The following is a 16,656-nucleotide window of genomic DNA, read 5'->3' on the forward strand; positions in this document are numbered from 1 at the left end:
CGGCTGCGGGCGTCCACGGTGTCGCCGCGCTGCGGTGGCGCCGGGTATCGAGCAGTCGAGGAGAGGAACGTACATGCGCGCCCGGAACATCGGCGTGGTCGCCGCTACGGCTTTGGCGGCGGTGGCCGCCCGCGACCTCGTACAGAAGAAGCACGCGCTGCTGCGGAACTTCCCCGTGGTCGGGCACGCCCGGTACCTGCTGGAGACCATCGGTCCCGAGCTGCGGCAGTACGTCGTGACCTCCAACGACGAGGAGCGTCCTTTCAGCCGCGACCAGCGCAGCTGGATCTACGCGTCGGCGAAGGAGGAGAACAACTACTTCGGGTTCGGCACCGACAACGACGTGGAGCACGTGCAGGGCCACGCGTACGTCAAGCAGCGCACGTTCGCGGGCGCGCTGCCCGATCTGCACGACCCGCAGGCCCCGCTGCCCTCCGCCAAGGTGCTCGGCGGTCCGCGCGGGCGGGCCAAGGCGTTCCGGCCCGCGAGCGTCGTGAACATCTCCGCGATGAGCTTCGGCTCGCTGTCCGGCGCGGCCGTCACGGCGCTCAACAAGGGCGCGGCGCTGGCCGGCACGATGCACAACACGGGTGAGGGCGGCCTCTCCCCGTACCACCGCAACGGCGGCGATCTCGTCCTCCAGATCGGCACCGCGTACTTCGGCTGCCGCAACGACGACGGCACGTTCAACCTCGACAAGCTCAAGGCCGTCGTCGCCGGCGCCCCGGTCAAGGCGATAGAGATCAAGCTCTCGCAGGGCGCCAAGCCGGGGCTGGGCGGGATGCTGCCGGGCGCGAAGGTGACCTCGGAGATCGCCGAGATCCGTGACATCCCGGCCGGCAAGGACTGCGCGTCGCCTTCGCGGCACACCGCGTTCCACGACGTCGACTCGATGCTCGACTTCGTGGAGCTGCTGGCCACCGAGACGGGGCTGCCGGTGGGCATCAAGAGCGCCGTCGGCGAGATGAGCTTCTGGGAGGAGCTGGCCACGCTGATGGCGCGCGGTGACCGCGGCGTCGACTTCGTGACCATCGACGGCGGCGAGGGAGGCACCGGCGCCGCTCCCCTGATCTTCAGCGACTCGGTGTCGCTGCCGTTCCGGATGGGCTTCTCGCGCGTCTACAGCACGTTCGCGGAGCGGGGTCTGACCGACGACATCACGTTCATCGGCTCCGGCAAGCTCGGTCTGCCCGAGAACGCCGCCGTCGCCTTCGCCCTCGGCGTCGACATGATCAACGTGGCGCGCGAGGCGATGCTGTCCATCGGCTGCATCCAGGCGCAGAAGTGCCACACCGACAAGTGCCCGACCGGTATCGCCACCCAGGACCCGTGGCTGGTGCGCGGCGTGGACGCGCCGTCGAAGGCCAACCGCGCCGCCATGTATCTGCGCACCCTCCGCAAGGAGTTGCTGAAGGTGTCGGGGGCGGTCGGCGTCGCCCACCCCTCGCTCATCACGCCCGAGGACATCGACATCATGAACGGCGACTACGAGGCCCGCACGCTGGCGAACGTCTACGGCTACAAGGACGGCTGGGGCACACTCGGCAAGGGCCTGGCGCAGGAGATCACCGAACTCCTCACCGCGCGGCCGGAGCCGGAGACCAAGCCGGCCGTCTGAGGCCGTCCCGGCCGGTGGTGGCACCTCGCGCGGGTGTCACCACCGGCCGTCGCGCATCAGCCGGTGTGCCGCGTGCGCAGCAGATGCGGGCCGAGGTCGTCGATGGTCGCGGCGCCGAGGAGCTGCATCGTCACCTCGACCTCCTTCGCGAGCAGTTCGACGGCGCGCGTGACGCCCTCGCGGCCGCCTGCCATCAGCCCGTACAGGTAGGCGCGGCCGATGAGGGTGAAGTCGGCCCCGGCGCAGAGCGCGGCGACGATATCGGCGCCGGACATGATGCCGGAGTCGAGGATGATCTCCACGTCGTCCCCTGCCTCGGCCCGTACCTCGGGCAGGGCGTGGAACGAGACGGGCGCGCGGTCGAGTTGGCGTCCGCCGTGGTTGGACACGACGAGACCGTCGGCCCCGGCATCGAGCGAGCGGCGCGTGTCCTCGGCCGTGAGGACACCCTTCACGAACAGCTTCCCCGGCCACTGGGACCGGATCCACTCCAGGTCCTCGATCGACAGGGTGGGGTCGAACATCGAGTTGATGAGGCTCGGCAGGTCCTGGCTCGTACCGGACAGCGAGGCGAAGCTCAGCGGGTCGGTGGTGAGGAAGTTGAACCACCACTCGGGCCGGTACGAGGCGTCGAGCACCGTCTTGAGCGTGATCCGCGGCGGGATCACCATGCCGTTGCGGTTGTCGCGCAGCCGCTGTCCCGCGACCGGGGTGTCCACGGTGACCAGCAGCGTGTCGAAGCCGCTCGCCGTGGCGCGCTCGAGGAGTTCGAGAGAGCGCTGCCGGTCCTTCCAGAGGTACAGCTGGAACCAGCGCCGCGCGTCGGGCGCGGTGGCGGCGACGTGTTCGAGCGAGCGGGTGCCCATGGTGGACAGGGAGAACGGGATGCCCGCGGCGGCCGCGGCCTTCGCTCCGCCGTCCTCGCCCTCGGCGTGCATGAACCGCGTGAAGCCGGTGGGCGCGATCCCGAACGGCAGCTCGGACCGCGCGCCCGCGATCTCGGTGCTCAGGTCCGCCTGCGCGGTGCCGTGCAGGATGCGCGGCAGGAGCACGACGTCGTCGAACGCCCTGCGCGCCCTGCGCACCGTCAACTCGCGCTGCGCCGCGCCGTCCACGTAGTCGAACGCGGGGCGCGGTGTGCGGCGCCTGGCCATGGCGCGCAGGTCCCACACGTCGGCTGCCTTGGCGAGCCGCGCGGCGCGCCGGTCGGGGTTGAAGCCGTCGAACTTCAACAGGGGGCGCAGCTCGGAGATCTGCGGAAGTCGGTGTTTCATCGGGCCTCTTGCGTTTCGTGGCGGAGGAGAAGCGGACACCGGGTGCGATGTCAGTGGCCCATGGCACTGTGGCGTCCATGAAAACGACCGTACGTGACGCAGTCCTCGACGCCGGGCGGGCCCTCGACGTGCCGGAGCGGGTGACCGAGGCGTTTCTCCGGCTCCTGCGCCCCTGCGTGTATCTGTGCCCCTACGACGTGCTGCCCGAGGAGCTGAAGGAGGGCGCGCGCCCGGTCGGGCGGGCCTCCGGTGCCGCCCAGCTGCCCTCTGACATCAAAGGTCCCGAGGACCTGCCGCACATCGTGACCGTCGACTGTGCGGAGATACCCACCGGCGTCCTCGACATCGGGTTTCCCGCGGACGGGCAGTTGGTGGTCTTCGCCGAGATCAGCGACTACCCGGGCGAGGGCATCGTCCTCCATGTCCCGGCAGGCGCGGAGACCGCCGAGCACATCCCGCAGGACGTCGACGCCTCGGACCGTCCGGAGTTCTACGAGCCGTTCTCCCTCTACGCGGTGCCGGGCACGACCGGGCCGTCCTTCCTCCGCTGGCAAGACGTCACCGAGGCGGTGGAGTTCGCCGGGGAGGACGCCGGGCGGGCGCGGCTCATGGAGCGGCTCGTAGGGGACATCGAAGGGGTCCTCTACGGCCGGTGGGCCATGGAGTTCCAGCTCGGCGGCCACTCCCGCGCCTGGCAGAACCCGGTCGAGGACCGGGGCGACGTCCTGCTCCTGCGCATCCCGGAGAGCGCGGTCTCCCACGGGGACTCCTACCTCACGCTCGTCGCGGGGTCCCCGGAGCAGCTGGCGGAGGGCCGCTTCGAGGAGCTCGAATTCGAGGTCGAGTTGTGACAGCGCCGTCCGGCGCCGGTGTGTCGTTCCAGCGTGGGCTGCGGGTGCTCATCAGTGTCGCCGAGTCCGGTGAGACCCGCGTCGAGCAGATCGCGGCCGACGCGGGGATACCGGTGAGCACGGTGTACCGATACCTGCGCACGCTGCGGGAGTTGGACCTGGTGGAGGAGCGTGCGGGCACCTACGTGCCCGGCTGGCGGCTCCTGGAGCTGTCGGGCCAGCATCTGACGCACACCCGCCTCGTGGAGCTGGGACACCCGCTGCTCCAGGAGCTGACGGACACGACCGGTGAGACGGCCGTGCTGACCGTGCGGGTCGGCTCGCAGGCGATGTGTCTGCGTCAGACCCAGTCACCGCACGCGATACGCATGGCGTTCCGGATCAACCAGTTGCTGCCGCTGTACGCGGGCGCCGGTCAGCGCATCCTGCTCGCGCACGCGCCGCGACCGGTGATCGAGCGGGTCCTCGACCAGCCGATGCGCACCATCACCGCGCACACCCCCGACCGCGCCCGTCTGGCACGGGAGATGGAGCGCATCCGTGCCAGCGGCTTCCTGATCTCGCACGGCGAGCTGAACGAGGGCGCGGTCGCCGTCGCGGTGCCGGTGACTGCGACGGGCGAGGTGGTGTGCGCGCTGACCGTGGCCGGGCCCGAGCAGCGCTGCGGTCCCGCCTGGCGGCGGCAGGCCCGAGACCGGCTCCAGGCGGCGAGCGCCCGCCTCGCGGAGATCCTGGAGTACGGGGCCGATCCCCGGGCCGGGTGACCTCCTGACGGCGAGGCCGCCAGGTGGCCCGTCACGCCGGGGTGATCCGCACCGGCAGGTGCTTCCAGCCGCGCAGCGTGTTGTGCAGGAACGGCACGGGCGCACCGGCCGGTTCCACCGCCCGGACGCGGCGGGCGAGTTCACCGATCAGGACCTCCGCCTCCAGGCGCGAGATGGGCTGGCCCACGCACTGGTGGATGCCGAAGCCGAACGCCAGATGTCCGGAGGCGTCCCGCTCGATCCGGTAGGTGTCGGCGTCATCGCCGAAGCGGCGCGGGTCCCGGTTGGCGGCCCCCGTGAACAGGGCGAGCTTGGTGTCCTCGGGGATGCGGACACCGTGGAAGTCGACCTCGCGCGCCGTGGTGCGGAAGAAGGACTGGAACGGGGACTCGTGGCGCAGCGCCTCGTCCACGGCGAACCGGGTCAGCTTCGGGTCGGCGTGCAGCAGCGCCCACTGCGACGGGTCGGCCGACAGGCACTTCATGGTGTTGCCGAGGGCCAGCACCGTGGTGTCGAGCCCCGCCGACAGCAGGGCGCGCACGAGCCTGGTCGCCTCGTCGCCGGTGATCACGCCCTGGTCGGCGTACGCCCAGATCTGTGCGCCGAGCCTGTCGGAGGAAAGGTTCTCGCGGGCGCAGTTGTCCATGACCCAGTCGACGGTGTGCTCGCCTGCCGCGAAGTACTCGGCGTAGCGGGCGTCTTCGGGGCCGAAGGCGGAGAAGTTCATGGCTCCGTGCGGGAGCAGGTTCTCGGCGCGGCCCTCGCGGGGGATGCCGACGGCGTTGCCGAAGACCTCGATGGGGAACAGCTCCGCCATCTCGGTCACCGCGTCGAACTCCCGCTTGTCGAGGAGTTCGTCGACGAGCCGCTCGGCGTACGCACGGAACGCGGTGCGCAGCGCGCGGACGCCCCTCGGTGAGATGACACCGGACATGACGGTCCGCAGCGGGGTGTGCGTCGGCGGGTCGGAGTCCAGGATGCCGGCCGGCTTCCACGGCAGTTCCTGGTGGTAGTTGCGGGGCCCGACCCCGGCGCCCGAGAGGAACGTCCCGTGGTCGGTGAGGATCTCCCGGCACTGCTCGTACCGGGTGAACGCGTGCACCCCGTAGCGCTCCAGCCACACCGCGGGCCCCGCGTCCCGCATCCGGGTGAAGAGGGGGTACGGGTCGGTGAGGTGGGCGTCGTCGTAGGGGTCGTCGGGGAGGGACGCGACGGGCGTGTCGGCCGGGGCGGGCATCTGGCCTCCTTGGGTACGGCGGGGCGGTCCGGGCGGGACCGGCACGGGCAACGTAGACCGGCGGGCGGCGGGCCGGACACGGGCGTTATCACCTGCTGAGAACAGCTGTTGCCGCCTTGCGGCCGGGTTTCTGACGATGCGGCGGAGCACCGGACGAGACGGAAGAAGACGAGACGGAGGAGGCGGCATGCCCACGCAGGACCACCTGACCGTGACCGTGAAGGAGACACGCGCCGAGGCCTCGGGGGTGCGCTCCCTGGTCCTGGCCGCGCGTGAGGGCGGGACGCTGCCGACGTGGACACCCGGCGCGCACATCGATGTCGTCCTCTCCCGCGACCTGATCCGGCAGTACTCGCTGTCCGCGGACCCCGAAGAGGCCGGCTGGCGGATCGCCGTGCTGCGCGAGGTCGACGGCCGGGGCGGTTCGGCGTATCTGCACGACCGGGTGCGGGAGGGCGACACCCTGCTGGTGAGCGCACCCCGCAACAACTTCGCGCTGGACCTGGACGCGCCGCGGCTGGTGTTCGTGGCCGGTGGCATCGGCATCACACCGATCCTTCCGATGCTCGCCGCCGCCGAACAGAAGGGTGTCGACTGGCAGTTGCTGTATCTGGGGCGCGGTGCGGACAGCATGGCATTCACCGGGGAACTCGCCCGCTACGGCGACCGGGTGCGCCTGCACCGCGACGACGAGTCGGGCGTCGCGGACCTCGCGGCGGAACTGGACGGCATGGGCGCGGCGCGGGCGCATGTGTACGCGTGCGGCCCGGCCGGACTGCTGGCGGCGGTTCAGGAGTACGCCGCCGCGCACCCGTCCTCCCGCCTGACACTCGAACGCTTCGCCGCCGCGCCGGACGGCCAAGTACGCGGCGAGGAGCAGCCGTTCACGGTGGAGACCGCCGACGGGCAGGAGATCGGGGTGGGTGCGGGGCAGTCCATCGTCGACGCTCTGGCGGACGCCGGGGTGCGCACGCTCACCTCGTGCCGGGAGGGTGTGTGCGGGACGTGCGAGACGGTGGTGCTCGACGGCACTCCGGACCACCGCGACCAGCTCCTGAGCGAGGAGGAGCGGGCCGCGGGCGACGTCATGATGATCTGCGTGTCGCGCTGCCAGGGGGAACGTCTGGTGCTCGACGTGTGAAGCCGGGGGCCGCCCGGGCGGTCCCCGCCGAGGTCACCTCACCGCGTCCACGACCGCGCCCGAACGGACGAGTTCGATCGCCGCGTGCACCCTCGGGTACAGCACGACGTCCCGGGTCAGGTGGTCGATCGGCCGCCCGTCGGTGGCCGGTGCGGCGCGCAGCCGGTCGAGAGCGGCGCGGGTCGCCGGGGCGAGGGCGTCCGCGTCCCGCCCCTGTTCGGCGAGGCGCAGCTCCAGGGCCTGGGCCGCCATCAGCAGCTCGGTGGCGACGACCACCTCGATGTTCGCGACGACCTGGCGGGCGTGCCGCCCCGCGTTGGACGCCATCGAGACGTGGTCCTCCTGGTTGGAGCAGGTGGGGATGGAGTCGACGCTGTCCGGGTGGGCGAGTGTCTTGCAGTCCGACACCAGGGCGGCGGCGAGGTACTGCGGCAGCATGTAGCCGCAGTCCATGCCGACCTTCTCGCCGTCGACGAGCATGTCGGGCAGCCCGCGGTTGAGTGTGCCGTCGTTGAGCCGGAACAGTCGGCGCTCGGCGATGGAACCGATCTCGGTGACCGCGATGGACAGGAAGTCCGAGGCGAACGCCAGGTACTGGGCGTGGAAGTTGCCGCCCGAGACGGCCTTGAGGTCGCGCGGCAGTCCGGGCACGACGAGCGGGTTGTCGGTGGCGGCGTTGAGTTCGGTCTCGACGATGCCGTGCACGAAGCCCAAGGTGTCCCGCACGGGCCCGAGGACCTGCGGCACGCACCGCAGCGAGTACGCGTCCTGGGGCGGCTGACGTACGGGATCGGTGTCGGCGGCGCCGTCGACGAAGGCGCTGCCGGCGAGTAGTTCACGCAGTCGGGCCGCCGTGGCGATCTGTCCGGGGTGGCCGCGCGCCTCGTGCAGCTGCGGCAGGAACGCGTCGCCGAATCCGAGCAGCGCCTCGATGCTCATCGCGGCGGTCACCTCTGCGGTGGCGAGGAGGTTCTCGGCGTCGGCGAGGGCGAGGGCGCACAGGGCGGTGGAGTACGAGGTGCCGTTGGTCAGGGCCAGACCCTCCTTGGCGCCGAGGGCGAGCCGGTCGAGCCCCGCGGCGGCCATCGCGGCGCGCCCGCTCAGCAGATTCCCCTCGTGGCGGGCGAGCCCGCTGTCCTCCTCAGGGTCGGTGTCGGCGGCGGGGCGGCTGAGGACGAGGGCGAGGTGGGCGAGCGGGATGAGGTCGCCGCTGGCGCCGAGGGATCCGTACTCGGGGATCGCCGGGTGGACACCGGAGTTGAGCATGGCCAGCAGGGTGTGCACGACGTCGGGGCGGACGCCGGAGTAGCCGCGCGCCAGGCTGGAGGCGCGGATCAGCATGGTGGCTCGTACGACGTCTTCCGTGCAGTGGCGGCCGACGCCGCAGGCGTTGGAGACGATGAGCCTGCGGGAGAGTTCGACGGCGTCCTCGGCGGTCTCGAAGGCCTGCCGTCCGGCGAGCGAGCCGAAGCCGGTGTTGACGCTGTAAACGGGCCGGGCCGCCTCGCCCTCCGCCATGTCGTCGGTGAGCCGGGCGATCCAGGCGGCGCTCGGCGCCATGGCCTTCTCGGCCGCCTCGCCGAGTACGACGGGCCGGTGGTGGCGGGCGACGGCGACGAGGTCGTCGAGGGTGAGCGGCCGGTCGCCGATGACGAGCGGTTCGGTGGTGGTCGCAAAGGCTGCTGTGGTGGTCACAGGGCGGCTCCTTCAGGGACGGTGGCGGTGGCGGCGGGGCTCGTGTCGTCGCGGTGTCCGGCGCGCTGCCGGGTGGCCGCGCTGACGACGGCGAGTACGAGGACGTTGGCGACCATGGCGACGACTCCCACGTCGAGGTCGCGCACCGCTTGCGGCGCCCACGGCAGCAGGCTCGCGGTGGTGGCGTCCGTGAGCGTCGTCCAGCTGACGATGGCGACGCCGGTGCACACCCCGGCCCAGGCGCCCGCGGTGGTGACGGGGTTGCGCCGCCACATCGACGCGACGAGCACCGGGAAGAGCTGCACCACGAACCCGTACGCCATGATCAGGAGCATGGCGATGGCCTCGCCGCCGCGGAAGGTGAGCACGGCGGCGACGAGCGCGAGGACGGGCACGAGGATCCGGCTGAGGCGTCCGACGGTGCGCTCGCTCGTGGCGGGGCGGGCCGCCTGGTAGACGTTCTTGGCGAGCAACATCGCGGCGGACTGGAGCAGCATCGCGCCGGGGACGAGCGCCGCGAGCATCCCTGCGACGCCGACGAGCCCGACGAGCCACGGCGGCAGCGCGTCCTTCGCGAGCGACAGCAACGCGAGGTCCCCGTCCTTCAGGCCCGGCACCTTGAGCACCGCGGTGAACCCGATGACGAGGACCATGACCAGGACGATCTGGTACGCGGGGGTGATCACGGCGTTGCGGCGCAGGGCCTTGGCGCTGCGGGCGGCGAGGATGCCGGGCATCATGTGCGGCCAGGTGCAGATGCCGAGGGCGAACAGCAGGCTGGTGGAGATGTACCACCAGACGCTGTAGCCGTGGTCGGGCAGTGTCAAAAAGTGCGGGTGTGCGGCGGACAGCGCCTGGAACATGTCGCCGAGCCCGCCGTAGTAGTGGATCGGCAGGTACAGGCCGAGCCCCACCACGAGGACCAGCATCAGCAGGTCCTTGATGATCGCGTTCCAGGCGGTGCCGCGCAGCCCGGACACGGTGACGTACACGGCGACGACGGCGACCCCGATCCACACGGCGGCGCCCTGCGAGATCCGTCCGTACGAGCACTCGTGGACGATGATGCCGAGCCCCTTGAGCTGCAGCACCAGGTACGGCACGAGGGACACCACACCGACGACCGCGGTGAGCACGCCGAACCCCTTGGAGCGGTACTTGTGGGCGTACAGATCGGGCGCGGTGAGCAGTTTGTGGCGGCGGGCGTAGGACCAGATCGGCGGTGCGAGCCAGTAGAAGACGACGTAGCAGATCGACGAGAACATGTAGATCATCGGCCCGCCCATGGAGTAGGCGCCTCCACTGCCACCGAGGAAGGTGTACGTGGTGAAGTTCTCGCCCGCGGCGAGGAGGAAGACGAGCAGGCTGCCGAGTCCGCGACCGCCGACGGACCACTGTTCGAGGTCCATGGTGCGCCCACGCCGGGCGAGCAGCCCGAGCACGAGGACGAGGACGAAGGCGCTGCCGAGGATGGCGAGGGCGGTGTTCACCGGGCGGCTCCTTCGGTGGCGGTGTCGCCCGTGAACTCAGTTGGTGTGTCGGCTTGTTCAGGGTCGTCGGGTGCGCGGTTGGCGGGGTCGAGGCAGTAGACGACCGCCATGACGACGGTGGTCAGCACCACCCACAGGGCGGCCCAGAACACCACCATCGGCAGGCCCAGGACATAGGGCCGCTCGGTATTGACGACGATCAACGACCCGGCGACCGGGACGGCGCTGAGCAGAAAGAGGATCCAGCGGCGTGACACGGGACGTGCTCCCCTTCCGGACGGACGGGACATGGGCGGGACGCCCGTCCGGAAAGAAGAGCCCTGAGGTCACCGGGCAGGCGCGCGGGGAATGCTTGCCCGGTGAACCGATCTTGGCAATGCCGGATTCTCACTGCACAGGAACCGCCGTCCTCACAGGTGGCGTTCGGGTGCTCGGCCGCCTACTGCACGGCCACCGCCCGCACGATCTCCTGGGACACCGAGCCGCCCTTGTCGTCCGTCGCGCCCGCCCGCAGCGAGAGCGACGTGGCGTCCTTCGGCACGTTCAGCGTGGCCTTCCAGGAGGCGCCCTTGCCGGTGAGCGGCACGGACTTCCAGGTCTTGCCGGCGTCGTAGGACACCTTCAGGGTGCCGCCGCCGATGGTGCCGGTGCCGGCCGCGCCCTTGACGTACTCGGCGGACAGGCCGACGGGCAGGCGCGCGCCCGCGCGGATCTTCCCGGCGAGGTCCGTGTCGAGGTCGTAGGAGAGGTTGATGAGCGGCAGGAAGGTGTATCTGTCGTCCGGTGTGGTGGCGGAGCGGAACGTCCACTCACTGTGCGAGGTAGTGGCGATGCCCCAAACGTCCGCGTCGAGCGCCGTATCGGTGACGACCTTGAACGGCTGCTCGGAGCCGTCGGTGACGGAGAACTGGGCGGTGCTGCCCAGCTGTCGGCCCGCGCTCTCGCCGTTCACGAAGGCCTCCGTGTACTGCGTCATGCCGGACTCCTCGCTGTACGGGTCGCCGAAGCCCGTGTGGTCGGGGCCCGAGTCGCCCCAGCCGGGGATGTTGAACCGCAGCAGATCGCCGCTGCGCTCCTGGCCCCAGCCGAGACCGCTGCCTCCATACGGGTGCCAGACCGGCTTGAACCAGTTCAGCTCCGTGCGCTTGCCGGGCCGGTAGGCGACCAGGCCGCTGCGCTCCTCCAGCGGCCCGAGGTTGACGGACTCGTGCCACTTCTGGTCCGGCTCGACGGAGACATGGTCGGTGCGGTGCGCGGGGAACTCGTACCGCTCCTGGAAGCCGCCCGCGACCGGGAAGGACGGGTCGACCGAGTAACGGAACTCGCTGCCCACGGCCTTCTTCGCGCCGTGGAAGGCGGTGTCGACGGTGGCGAGGTCGTCCGGGTCCGGCGCGAAGAGCAGGCTCCGGTCGGGGATCGCGCCCTTGTACCCCTTCGACAGGTCGTAGGAGTACGTGGCGTTGTCGACGCCCTTCATTTTGATGCGCTCGCCGCGCTTCTGGCGGGCGAGCAACCGCGAGAAGTCGGCGTTGGTGACGCTCGCGATCTGCAGCGGCCGGTTGGTGTTGTCGTCGTTGTAGAAGAGGGTGTTCAGGCGGCCGGGGCTGTCGTCGGTGAGGAACAGCGCCTTCGCGCCCGCGTCCTGGGCGGCCCGGGCGAGCTGCGCCGGGGTGCGGCCGCCGTCGGCGTGCACGAGGACACCCTTGCCGTTCGCGTTCTTGCCCGCGTAGTCGTCGGGGGCACCGGCTCCGGCGTTCACCAGGGCGAGCCTGCTGTCGCCTTCGACGAGCGTGGAGCCGGGCTGCTCCCACACCTCGTCGACGCCGTCGACGGTGATGCGCGGCTGGGCCTGGCGCCAGGTGGTGCGGTACGCGTAACTGCCGTCGCTCACCCGGCGGGTGGGCAGGGCGTACAGCGTGTCGTACTTGATGGGCAGCAGCGCCATGCCGAACACGTCGGTGCCGCCTGCCTTGCGGTCGTACTGCACGAGCGTCTGGTGTGGGTCGGTGTCCTTCGCGACCCGGGTGGCGACCTCGCGCAGCCGGCTGCCGTCGAGGGTGATCTCGCGGTCCCTGTCGACCTTCACCTCGGGGTCGGCGAGATACGCGGTGCCGAGGGAGTCCTTGCCGTGGGCGCCGCGCACGTCGAGGAACGAGTCCACGTAGTACGTGCCCGGCTTCAGGCGCAGCTCGACCGTGCCGGACGCGTCGGCGGTCGCCGACTCCGGCAGGGAGTCCTTGGTGAGCTGCTGGTACATGAGGTTGGCGGCGGCCGGTTCGCCGTCGCGGTCCTTCACGTGGACGGTGAGCGTGTACCGCTCGTCCTCCTTGACCAGGCCGAAGGCGGTGTGCGCGACGGGCGTTCCGGCCGAACTGGCCACGATCTGGCCGCTGTTGGTGCCGACGGCGGCCTTGGATCCGTCGCCGGTGACGGTGGTGGAGACGGTGCCGTGCGCGGGGACGGTCACCTTGGAGTCGGCGAGCTTCGCGACCCCCTCGGCCGCCCCGGACACCGCGAGGTCCAACTCCACGGTTTCGTCGGAGGAGTTGGCGTACGTGACGGTCCTGGTGACCGGCTTGTTGCTGTCGTAGGGCCAGCGGTACGCGCCGAGGTCGGCGCTGCCCGTCGCGGTGACCTGCGTGGCGATCGCGTCGGGGACCGAGACGCGGCCGGAGCCGATGGCGTACGCCGAGTCGTCGAGCCGCTCGGACGTCGACATCAGCGCGTTCTTGAGCCGGTCCCCCGGCCAGTCGGGGTGGGCCTGCGCGAGGAGGGCGGCGACACCGGCGACGTGCGGTGTCGCCATCGACGTACCGCTCATGGTGGTGTAGCTCCCGGAGCCGTCCACGAGCGAGGAGCGGGCGGCGAGGATGTCCACGCCGGGGGCGGAGACGTCGGGCTTGAGGCCGTCGTCGCCGAGGCGCGGGCCCTGGCTGGAGAAGTCGGCCCGCCGGTCGTCGGCGTCGACCGCGCCGACGGTGAGCGCGGAGTCGGCGGCGCCGGGCGAGCCGATGGTGCCGGGGCCGTAGGAGTTGCCCGCGGCGACGACGAAGAGCGCGCCGGTGTCGGCGGAGAGGGAGTCGACGGCCTGCGCCATGGGGTCGGTGCCGTCGCTGCCGGTGTCGGAGCCGAGGCTCATGGAGACGACCTTGGCGTCGATGTCCTTGGCCGCCCACTCCATACCGGCGATGATCTGGGACTCGGTTCCGTAGCCCTCGTCGGAGAGCACCTTGCCGACGGCGAGCGTGGCGTCGGGTGCGACGCCCTGCTCCTTGCCGTCGGAGGCGGCGCCGGATCCGCCGACCGTCGATGCGACGTGGGTGCCGTGTCCTGCCCGGTCGGCGACCTCCTGGCCGTCGATGAAGGACTTCGACTCGGTGACGCGGGAGGCGAGGTCGGGGTGTGCGGTGTCGTAGCCGGTGTCGAGGACGGCGACCTTGACGCCCTTGCCGGTGAGCCCGGCCTCCCACGCCTTCGGGGTGCCGATCTGGGCGTTCGACTGCGCCATGTCGCCCTCGACGCGGCCGTCGAGCCACACCTTGCCGATGCCGTCGCTGTAGCCGCTCTTGGTGGTCAGGTCGTTCCAGAAGGCGCGCCCCTTGTCGGCGTCGAGCGCGGCGCCGCGGATGCTGCCCAGGGTGCGGGACCGCTGAGCGCCCTTGGGTGTGGCGGCGGTTCGCGCGCTCCTGCCCGCGTAGGTGACGATCAGCGGGGTCGCTTCGGCCTTGCTGTCGGCGAGGCCCTGCCGGATCAGTCCGCTCACGTCGAACAGCCGGGCGTCCAGCTTCCCCGAGGCGAGGTAGGGGGCCGCCTCGTCCGGGACGACGCGGATCCGACCGTCGGTGACCTGGGTGCGGACCAGGCCTTCGGCGCCCGCGGGCCGCTTGACGTCGACGGTCCGCTTGCCGCCGCCGATGTCCGTCACGGTCACCTTGTCCCCGGTCACCAGCGTCACCGTGTGTGCGGCGCGGGCGGCCTTCGCGGCCCCGGGTCTCACGTCGTCCGGCGCGGCGTGCGCCCCGCCGGCGGGCAGCAGCGCGAACGCCAGCCCGGCCGACAGCAGGGCCGCGCCGCGTCGCGCGGTACCTCGTGTCATCGTTGCCTCTTCTCCTGGAACCATCGGGTGCAGGGGTGTGCTCCGAGAGCTGAGAAGAGTGTCAACTACCTTTCCTGGCACAGAACTTGTCGTGCCGTGGCGGATTGGCGCCACGGCACCTATCCGCCACTCCGCTCACCGTGGCGACTTCGCGGCCACGGCGTCAGTGGTGCGTGCTACTTCTTGACCGGCGGGCAGTAACCCGTGTCCTCGCCGATCGAGTTGATCTCGGCGTTGGGGCGGGAGTCCCCCGCGTAGTTGATCTGGTCGGTGCACTTGGTGCCCGGGTCCTTCGGGGTGCCCTTCGAGCCGCCGGACTTCTGCGGCTCGGGGCAGCTGCCCGTGCTCGCGCCGATCGAGTTGATCTCCGCGTTGGAGCGCGGGTCACCCGCGTAGTCGAGCTGGTCGGTGCACTTCGTGTCGGACTCCTGCTTCTGCACCGGCGGGCAGGTGCCGGTGTCCGCGCCGATGGAGTTGATCTCGGCGTTGGAGCGCGGGTCGCCCGCGTAGTCGCGCTGATCGGTGCACTTCGCGTCCGAGGTGGTGGTCGTGGCGGAGGTCTTGCCGTCCGCCGCGTCGGATTTCGGCGTGCCGGTGTCCGAGGCGGAACCGCTCGCGGAGGAGGTCGCGCTGGAGGACGTGGCACCGGCACCGTCGTTGCCGCTGCCGTTGCAGGCCGTCAGCGAAAGGCCGAGGGCCACTGCGGTCAGGGTCAGGGCCGAGATCTTCCGGGTGCGCATACTGCTGTCCTCCGCGTGGGTCTGCCGCTCCCTGGGGAGCGGCGGGCGAGTGAACGGGGCGGGTGTTCGCCCGTGTTGCTTTCCGCCCCCTCAGACTGCGGTCGCGGTTGCTCCAGTTGCTTCATGATCGTGTTCAAGACACGTTCGTGACATGACAGTCGTCACCTCGTGAACTCCGGCCTCGGCCCCCCACACGTTCGGGGGGCCGTGCGCGTGGCGCGGAGCCGTACGAGCGGCGGGCAGGCGCCGTGCACCAGCAGACAGCAGAGGCGCTCGGCGTCCCGAGGACACCCGGTACGGCAAACGGGGCACGCTCAGGTCCAGCACGGCGACTCTGGCCGTCGGATTCGTCGACAAGCCTGGTCAGAAGCCTGCAACGGCGCGCGAAAGCCGATCGGACGAGGCTCACGGACCGGCGTCCGTGCCGGATTCCACAGGGCTGGCGGTGTGAACCCGTTGGTGCATCGGAGTGCCGCGCCCCCTGCCCGACGAGCGGGATCTCCGAGGCCGGGCGAGGATCAAAATGATCATCCGATCACAACGAAGGAGAACTACATGATGCGTCGTATCGCATCCGCTCTCGCGGTGGCCACGGTCGCCGGATTCGTGGCGGCCGGTCCCGCTGTCGCTGACGCCGATGGCGCCAGCCACACGCACGCCCACTACTACAACGACGGGCGCCACTCGGCCCAGGAGTCGTACAACATCGGTGGGCCGAACGGGATCACCTACAGCGGTGCCACTGACAGCGGCTACAAGATCGGCGCCACGTACCACCACTACGGGTGGGTCGACCTCGACAACTGAGGTCCTTCAGGGGCCGACGCCCCGACGGATGAACGCAGGCGGTCCCGCTCCGGCGGGGCCGCCTGCGGCCGTTCCCGCCCCCTCACCCCCTGAGTACCTCCCGCAGCCGCTCGGCGAACTCCTTGGGCTGCTCGATGAAGCCGACGTGCTCACCGGGGAACTCGACCGGCGGGGTGCCGAGAAGTCCGGCCAGTGCCCTGGAGGTCGAGTCCGTGAGCAGGGCCCCCGATGCGGCGCCGATACCGACGACGATGCGCGCAGGGGCGCCCTTCAGCGCGGAGATGTCGGGCACGTGGCGGGTGGTGCCCCGCAGATCGTGGGCGAAGAAGCGGGCACTGTTGGCGAGGTCCTGTTCCGAGGGCTCGGCACCGGGCGGCGGGCCGGAGTCCTCGCCGTCGCCGGCATCAAGTCCGGCGTTGGCCATGAACTTCCCCCATGCCGCACCCAGCCCCTCCCGGTGGTAGGTCTCGACGATGTCGTCGGTCGCGGCGCGCTGCTCCGCGGCGTCGGGGAGCAGTTCCAGCAGCGGGGGCTCGTGCGCGACGAGCGTGCGCACCCGCGCGGGGTGCCGCTCGACCAGTGCGAGCCCCGTGACGGCGCCGCCGCTGCTGCCGAACACGTCGGCGGTCTCCGCCCCGAGCGCGTCGAGCAGGGCGGCCACGTCGTCCGCCCGCAGCGCGGGGGTGGAGTCCTGCTCGGGGTCGTCGAGGCGGCTGCCCGAGATGCCCCGCGGGTCATGGGTGACGACCGTGTGGTCGCTCGCGAGCGCGTCGGCCAGCGTTCCGAAGGCCTCCGCGTCCATCGGCGACCCCACGAGGAGGAGCAGCGGTCCGGAGCCACGTACTTCGTAGTGCAGGCGCGCACCGGGCACGGCGAGGGTGTGGATGGTGGTCACGGGTCGTCCTTCCCCTGGGCGGTCGTCCGCGGTCGCGGTGACACAGGT

At 71.1% G+C, this 16,656-nt stretch carries 13 protein-coding genes; 5 read left to right on the top strand and 8 right to left on the bottom strand.

Annotation, left to right across the window (positions count from 1 at the left end; translation table 11 throughout):
• The first annotated feature begins 73 nt into the window (after positions 1 to 73).
• Entirely contained in the window at positions 74 to 1,618 is a 1,545-nt protein-coding gene (locus ACY34M_RS17265) for an FMN-binding glutamate synthase family protein (protein WP_462716867.1), read from the top strand.
• 56 nt (positions 1,619 to 1,674) lie between these two features.
• Here ACY34M_RS17265 and ACY34M_RS17270 read toward each other — a convergent pair whose 3' ends face one another.
• Positions 1,675 to 2,892, bottom strand: a complete 1,218-nt coding sequence (locus ACY34M_RS17270) for an alpha-hydroxy acid oxidase (protein ID WP_462716866.1) — start codon at positions 2,890 to 2,892, stop codon at positions 1,675 to 1,677.
• A 77-nt stretch (positions 2,893 to 2,969) separates the two neighbouring features.
• Here ACY34M_RS17270 and ACY34M_RS17275 point away from each other — a divergent pair, with 77 nt between their 5' ends.
• Positions 2,970 to 3,743, top strand: coding sequence for a hypothetical protein (locus ACY34M_RS17275; protein ID WP_462716865.1), 774 nt, complete (start codon positions 2,970 to 2,972; stop codon positions 3,741 to 3,743).
• On the top strand, positions 3,740 to 4,507 hold the full coding sequence (locus ACY34M_RS17280) for an IclR family transcriptional regulator (protein ID WP_462716864.1): 768 nt from the start codon (positions 3,740 to 3,742) through the stop codon (positions 4,505 to 4,507). Before ACY34M_RS17275 ends, ACY34M_RS17280 begins: the two co-directional genes overlap by 4 nt.
• A 31-nt stretch (positions 4,508 to 4,538) precedes the next feature.
• Here ACY34M_RS17280 and ACY34M_RS17285 read toward each other — a convergent pair whose 3' ends face one another.
• Positions 4,539 to 5,744 carry a cytochrome P450 gene (locus ACY34M_RS17285; protein ID WP_462716863.1) on the bottom strand — a complete coding sequence of 402 codons (1,206 nt, stop codon included), beginning with the start codon at positions 5,742 to 5,744 and terminating at the stop codon, positions 4,539 to 4,541.
• A gap of 187 nt (positions 5,745 to 5,931) precedes the next feature.
• Between ACY34M_RS17285 and ACY34M_RS17290 the strand changes: the two genes are divergently transcribed.
• Positions 5,932 to 6,885 carry a PDR/VanB family oxidoreductase gene (locus ACY34M_RS17290; RefSeq protein ID WP_462716862.1) on the top strand — a complete coding sequence of 318 codons (954 nt, stop codon included), beginning with the start codon at positions 5,932 to 5,934 and terminating at the stop codon, positions 6,883 to 6,885.
• Positions 6,886 to 6,918: 33 nt separating this feature from the next.
• Here ACY34M_RS17290 and ACY34M_RS17295 read toward each other — a convergent pair whose 3' ends face one another.
• The 5 genes from ACY34M_RS17295 to ACY34M_RS17315 form a co-directional block, all read right to left on the bottom strand.
• Positions 6,919 to 8,580, bottom strand: coding sequence for an HAL/PAL/TAL family ammonia-lyase (locus ACY34M_RS17295; protein ID WP_462716861.1), 1,662 nt, complete (start codon positions 8,578 to 8,580; stop codon positions 6,919 to 6,921).
• Entirely contained in the window at positions 8,577 to 10,070 is a 1,494-nt protein-coding gene (locus tag ACY34M_RS17300) for a sodium:solute symporter family protein (RefSeq protein ID WP_462716860.1), read from the bottom strand. Before ACY34M_RS17300 ends, ACY34M_RS17295 begins: the two co-directional genes overlap by 4 nt.
• A complete protein-coding gene (locus ACY34M_RS17305) occupies positions 10,067 to 10,327 on the bottom strand; it encodes a DUF3311 domain-containing protein (protein ID WP_462716859.1) in 261 nt (86 codons plus the stop codon). Before ACY34M_RS17305 ends, ACY34M_RS17300 begins: the two co-directional genes overlap by 4 nt.
• A 182-nt stretch (positions 10,328 to 10,509) precedes the next feature.
• Positions 10,510 to 14,166: a S8 family serine peptidase gene (locus ACY34M_RS17310; RefSeq protein WP_462716858.1), complete on the bottom strand. Its 3,657-nt coding sequence runs from the start codon at positions 14,164 to 14,166 to the stop codon at positions 10,510 to 10,512.
• 176 nt (positions 14,167 to 14,342) lie between these two features.
• Positions 14,343 to 14,906, bottom strand: coding sequence for a hypothetical protein (locus ACY34M_RS17315; protein ID WP_462716857.1), 564 nt, complete (start codon positions 14,904 to 14,906; stop codon positions 14,343 to 14,345).
• 555 nt (positions 14,907 to 15,461) lie between these two features.
• On the opposite strand from ACY34M_RS17315, the gene ACY34M_RS17320 reads away from it, so the two are divergent.
• Positions 15,462 to 15,713: a hypothetical protein gene (locus tag ACY34M_RS17320; RefSeq protein WP_462716856.1), complete on the top strand. Its 252-nt coding sequence runs from the start codon at positions 15,462 to 15,464 to the stop codon at positions 15,711 to 15,713.
• A gap of 82 nt (positions 15,714 to 15,795) precedes the next feature.
• Here the strand turns inward: ACY34M_RS17320 and ACY34M_RS17325 are convergent, their stop codons facing one another.
• Positions 15,796 to 16,608 (bottom strand): alpha/beta fold hydrolase, encoded by an 813-nt coding sequence (locus ACY34M_RS17325; RefSeq protein WP_462716855.1) that lies wholly within the window; start codon positions 16,606 to 16,608, stop codon positions 15,796 to 15,798.
• Positions 16,609 to 16,656: the final 48 nt, after the last annotated feature.

Source organism: Streptomyces sp. EDA2-14 (assembly GCF_054963755.1).

Bases quoted from the DNA above. Each gene is read 5' to 3' on its own strand.
- ACY34M_RS17265 (WP_462716867.1), top strand. From the start codon at position 74: ATGCGCGCCCGGAACATCGGCGTGGTCGCCGCTACGGCTTTGGCGGCG.
- ACY34M_RS17290 (WP_462716862.1), top strand. From the start codon at position 5,932: ATGCCCACGCAGGACCACCTGACCGTGACCGTGAAGGAGACACGCGCC.
- ACY34M_RS17285 (WP_462716863.1), bottom strand. From the start codon at position 5,744: ATGCCCGCCCCGGCCGACACGCCCGTCGCGTCCCTCCCCGACGACCCC.
- ACY34M_RS17320 (WP_462716856.1), top strand. From the start codon at position 15,462: ATGATGCGTCGTATCGCATCCGCTCTCGCGGTGGCCACGGTCGCCGGA.
- ACY34M_RS17270 (WP_462716866.1), bottom strand. From the start codon at position 2,892: ATGAAACACCGACTTCCGCAGATCTCCGAGCTGCGCCCCCTGTTGAAG.
- ACY34M_RS17315 (WP_462716857.1), bottom strand. From the start codon at position 14,906: ATGCGCACCCGGAAGATCTCGGCCCTGACCCTGACCGCAGTGGCCCTC.
- ACY34M_RS17275 (WP_462716865.1), top strand. From the start codon at position 2,970: ATGAAAACGACCGTACGTGACGCAGTCCTCGACGCCGGGCGGGCCCTC.
- ACY34M_RS17310 (WP_462716858.1), bottom strand. From the start codon at position 14,166: ATGACACGAGGTACCGCGCGACGCGGCGCGGCCCTGCTGTCGGCCGGG.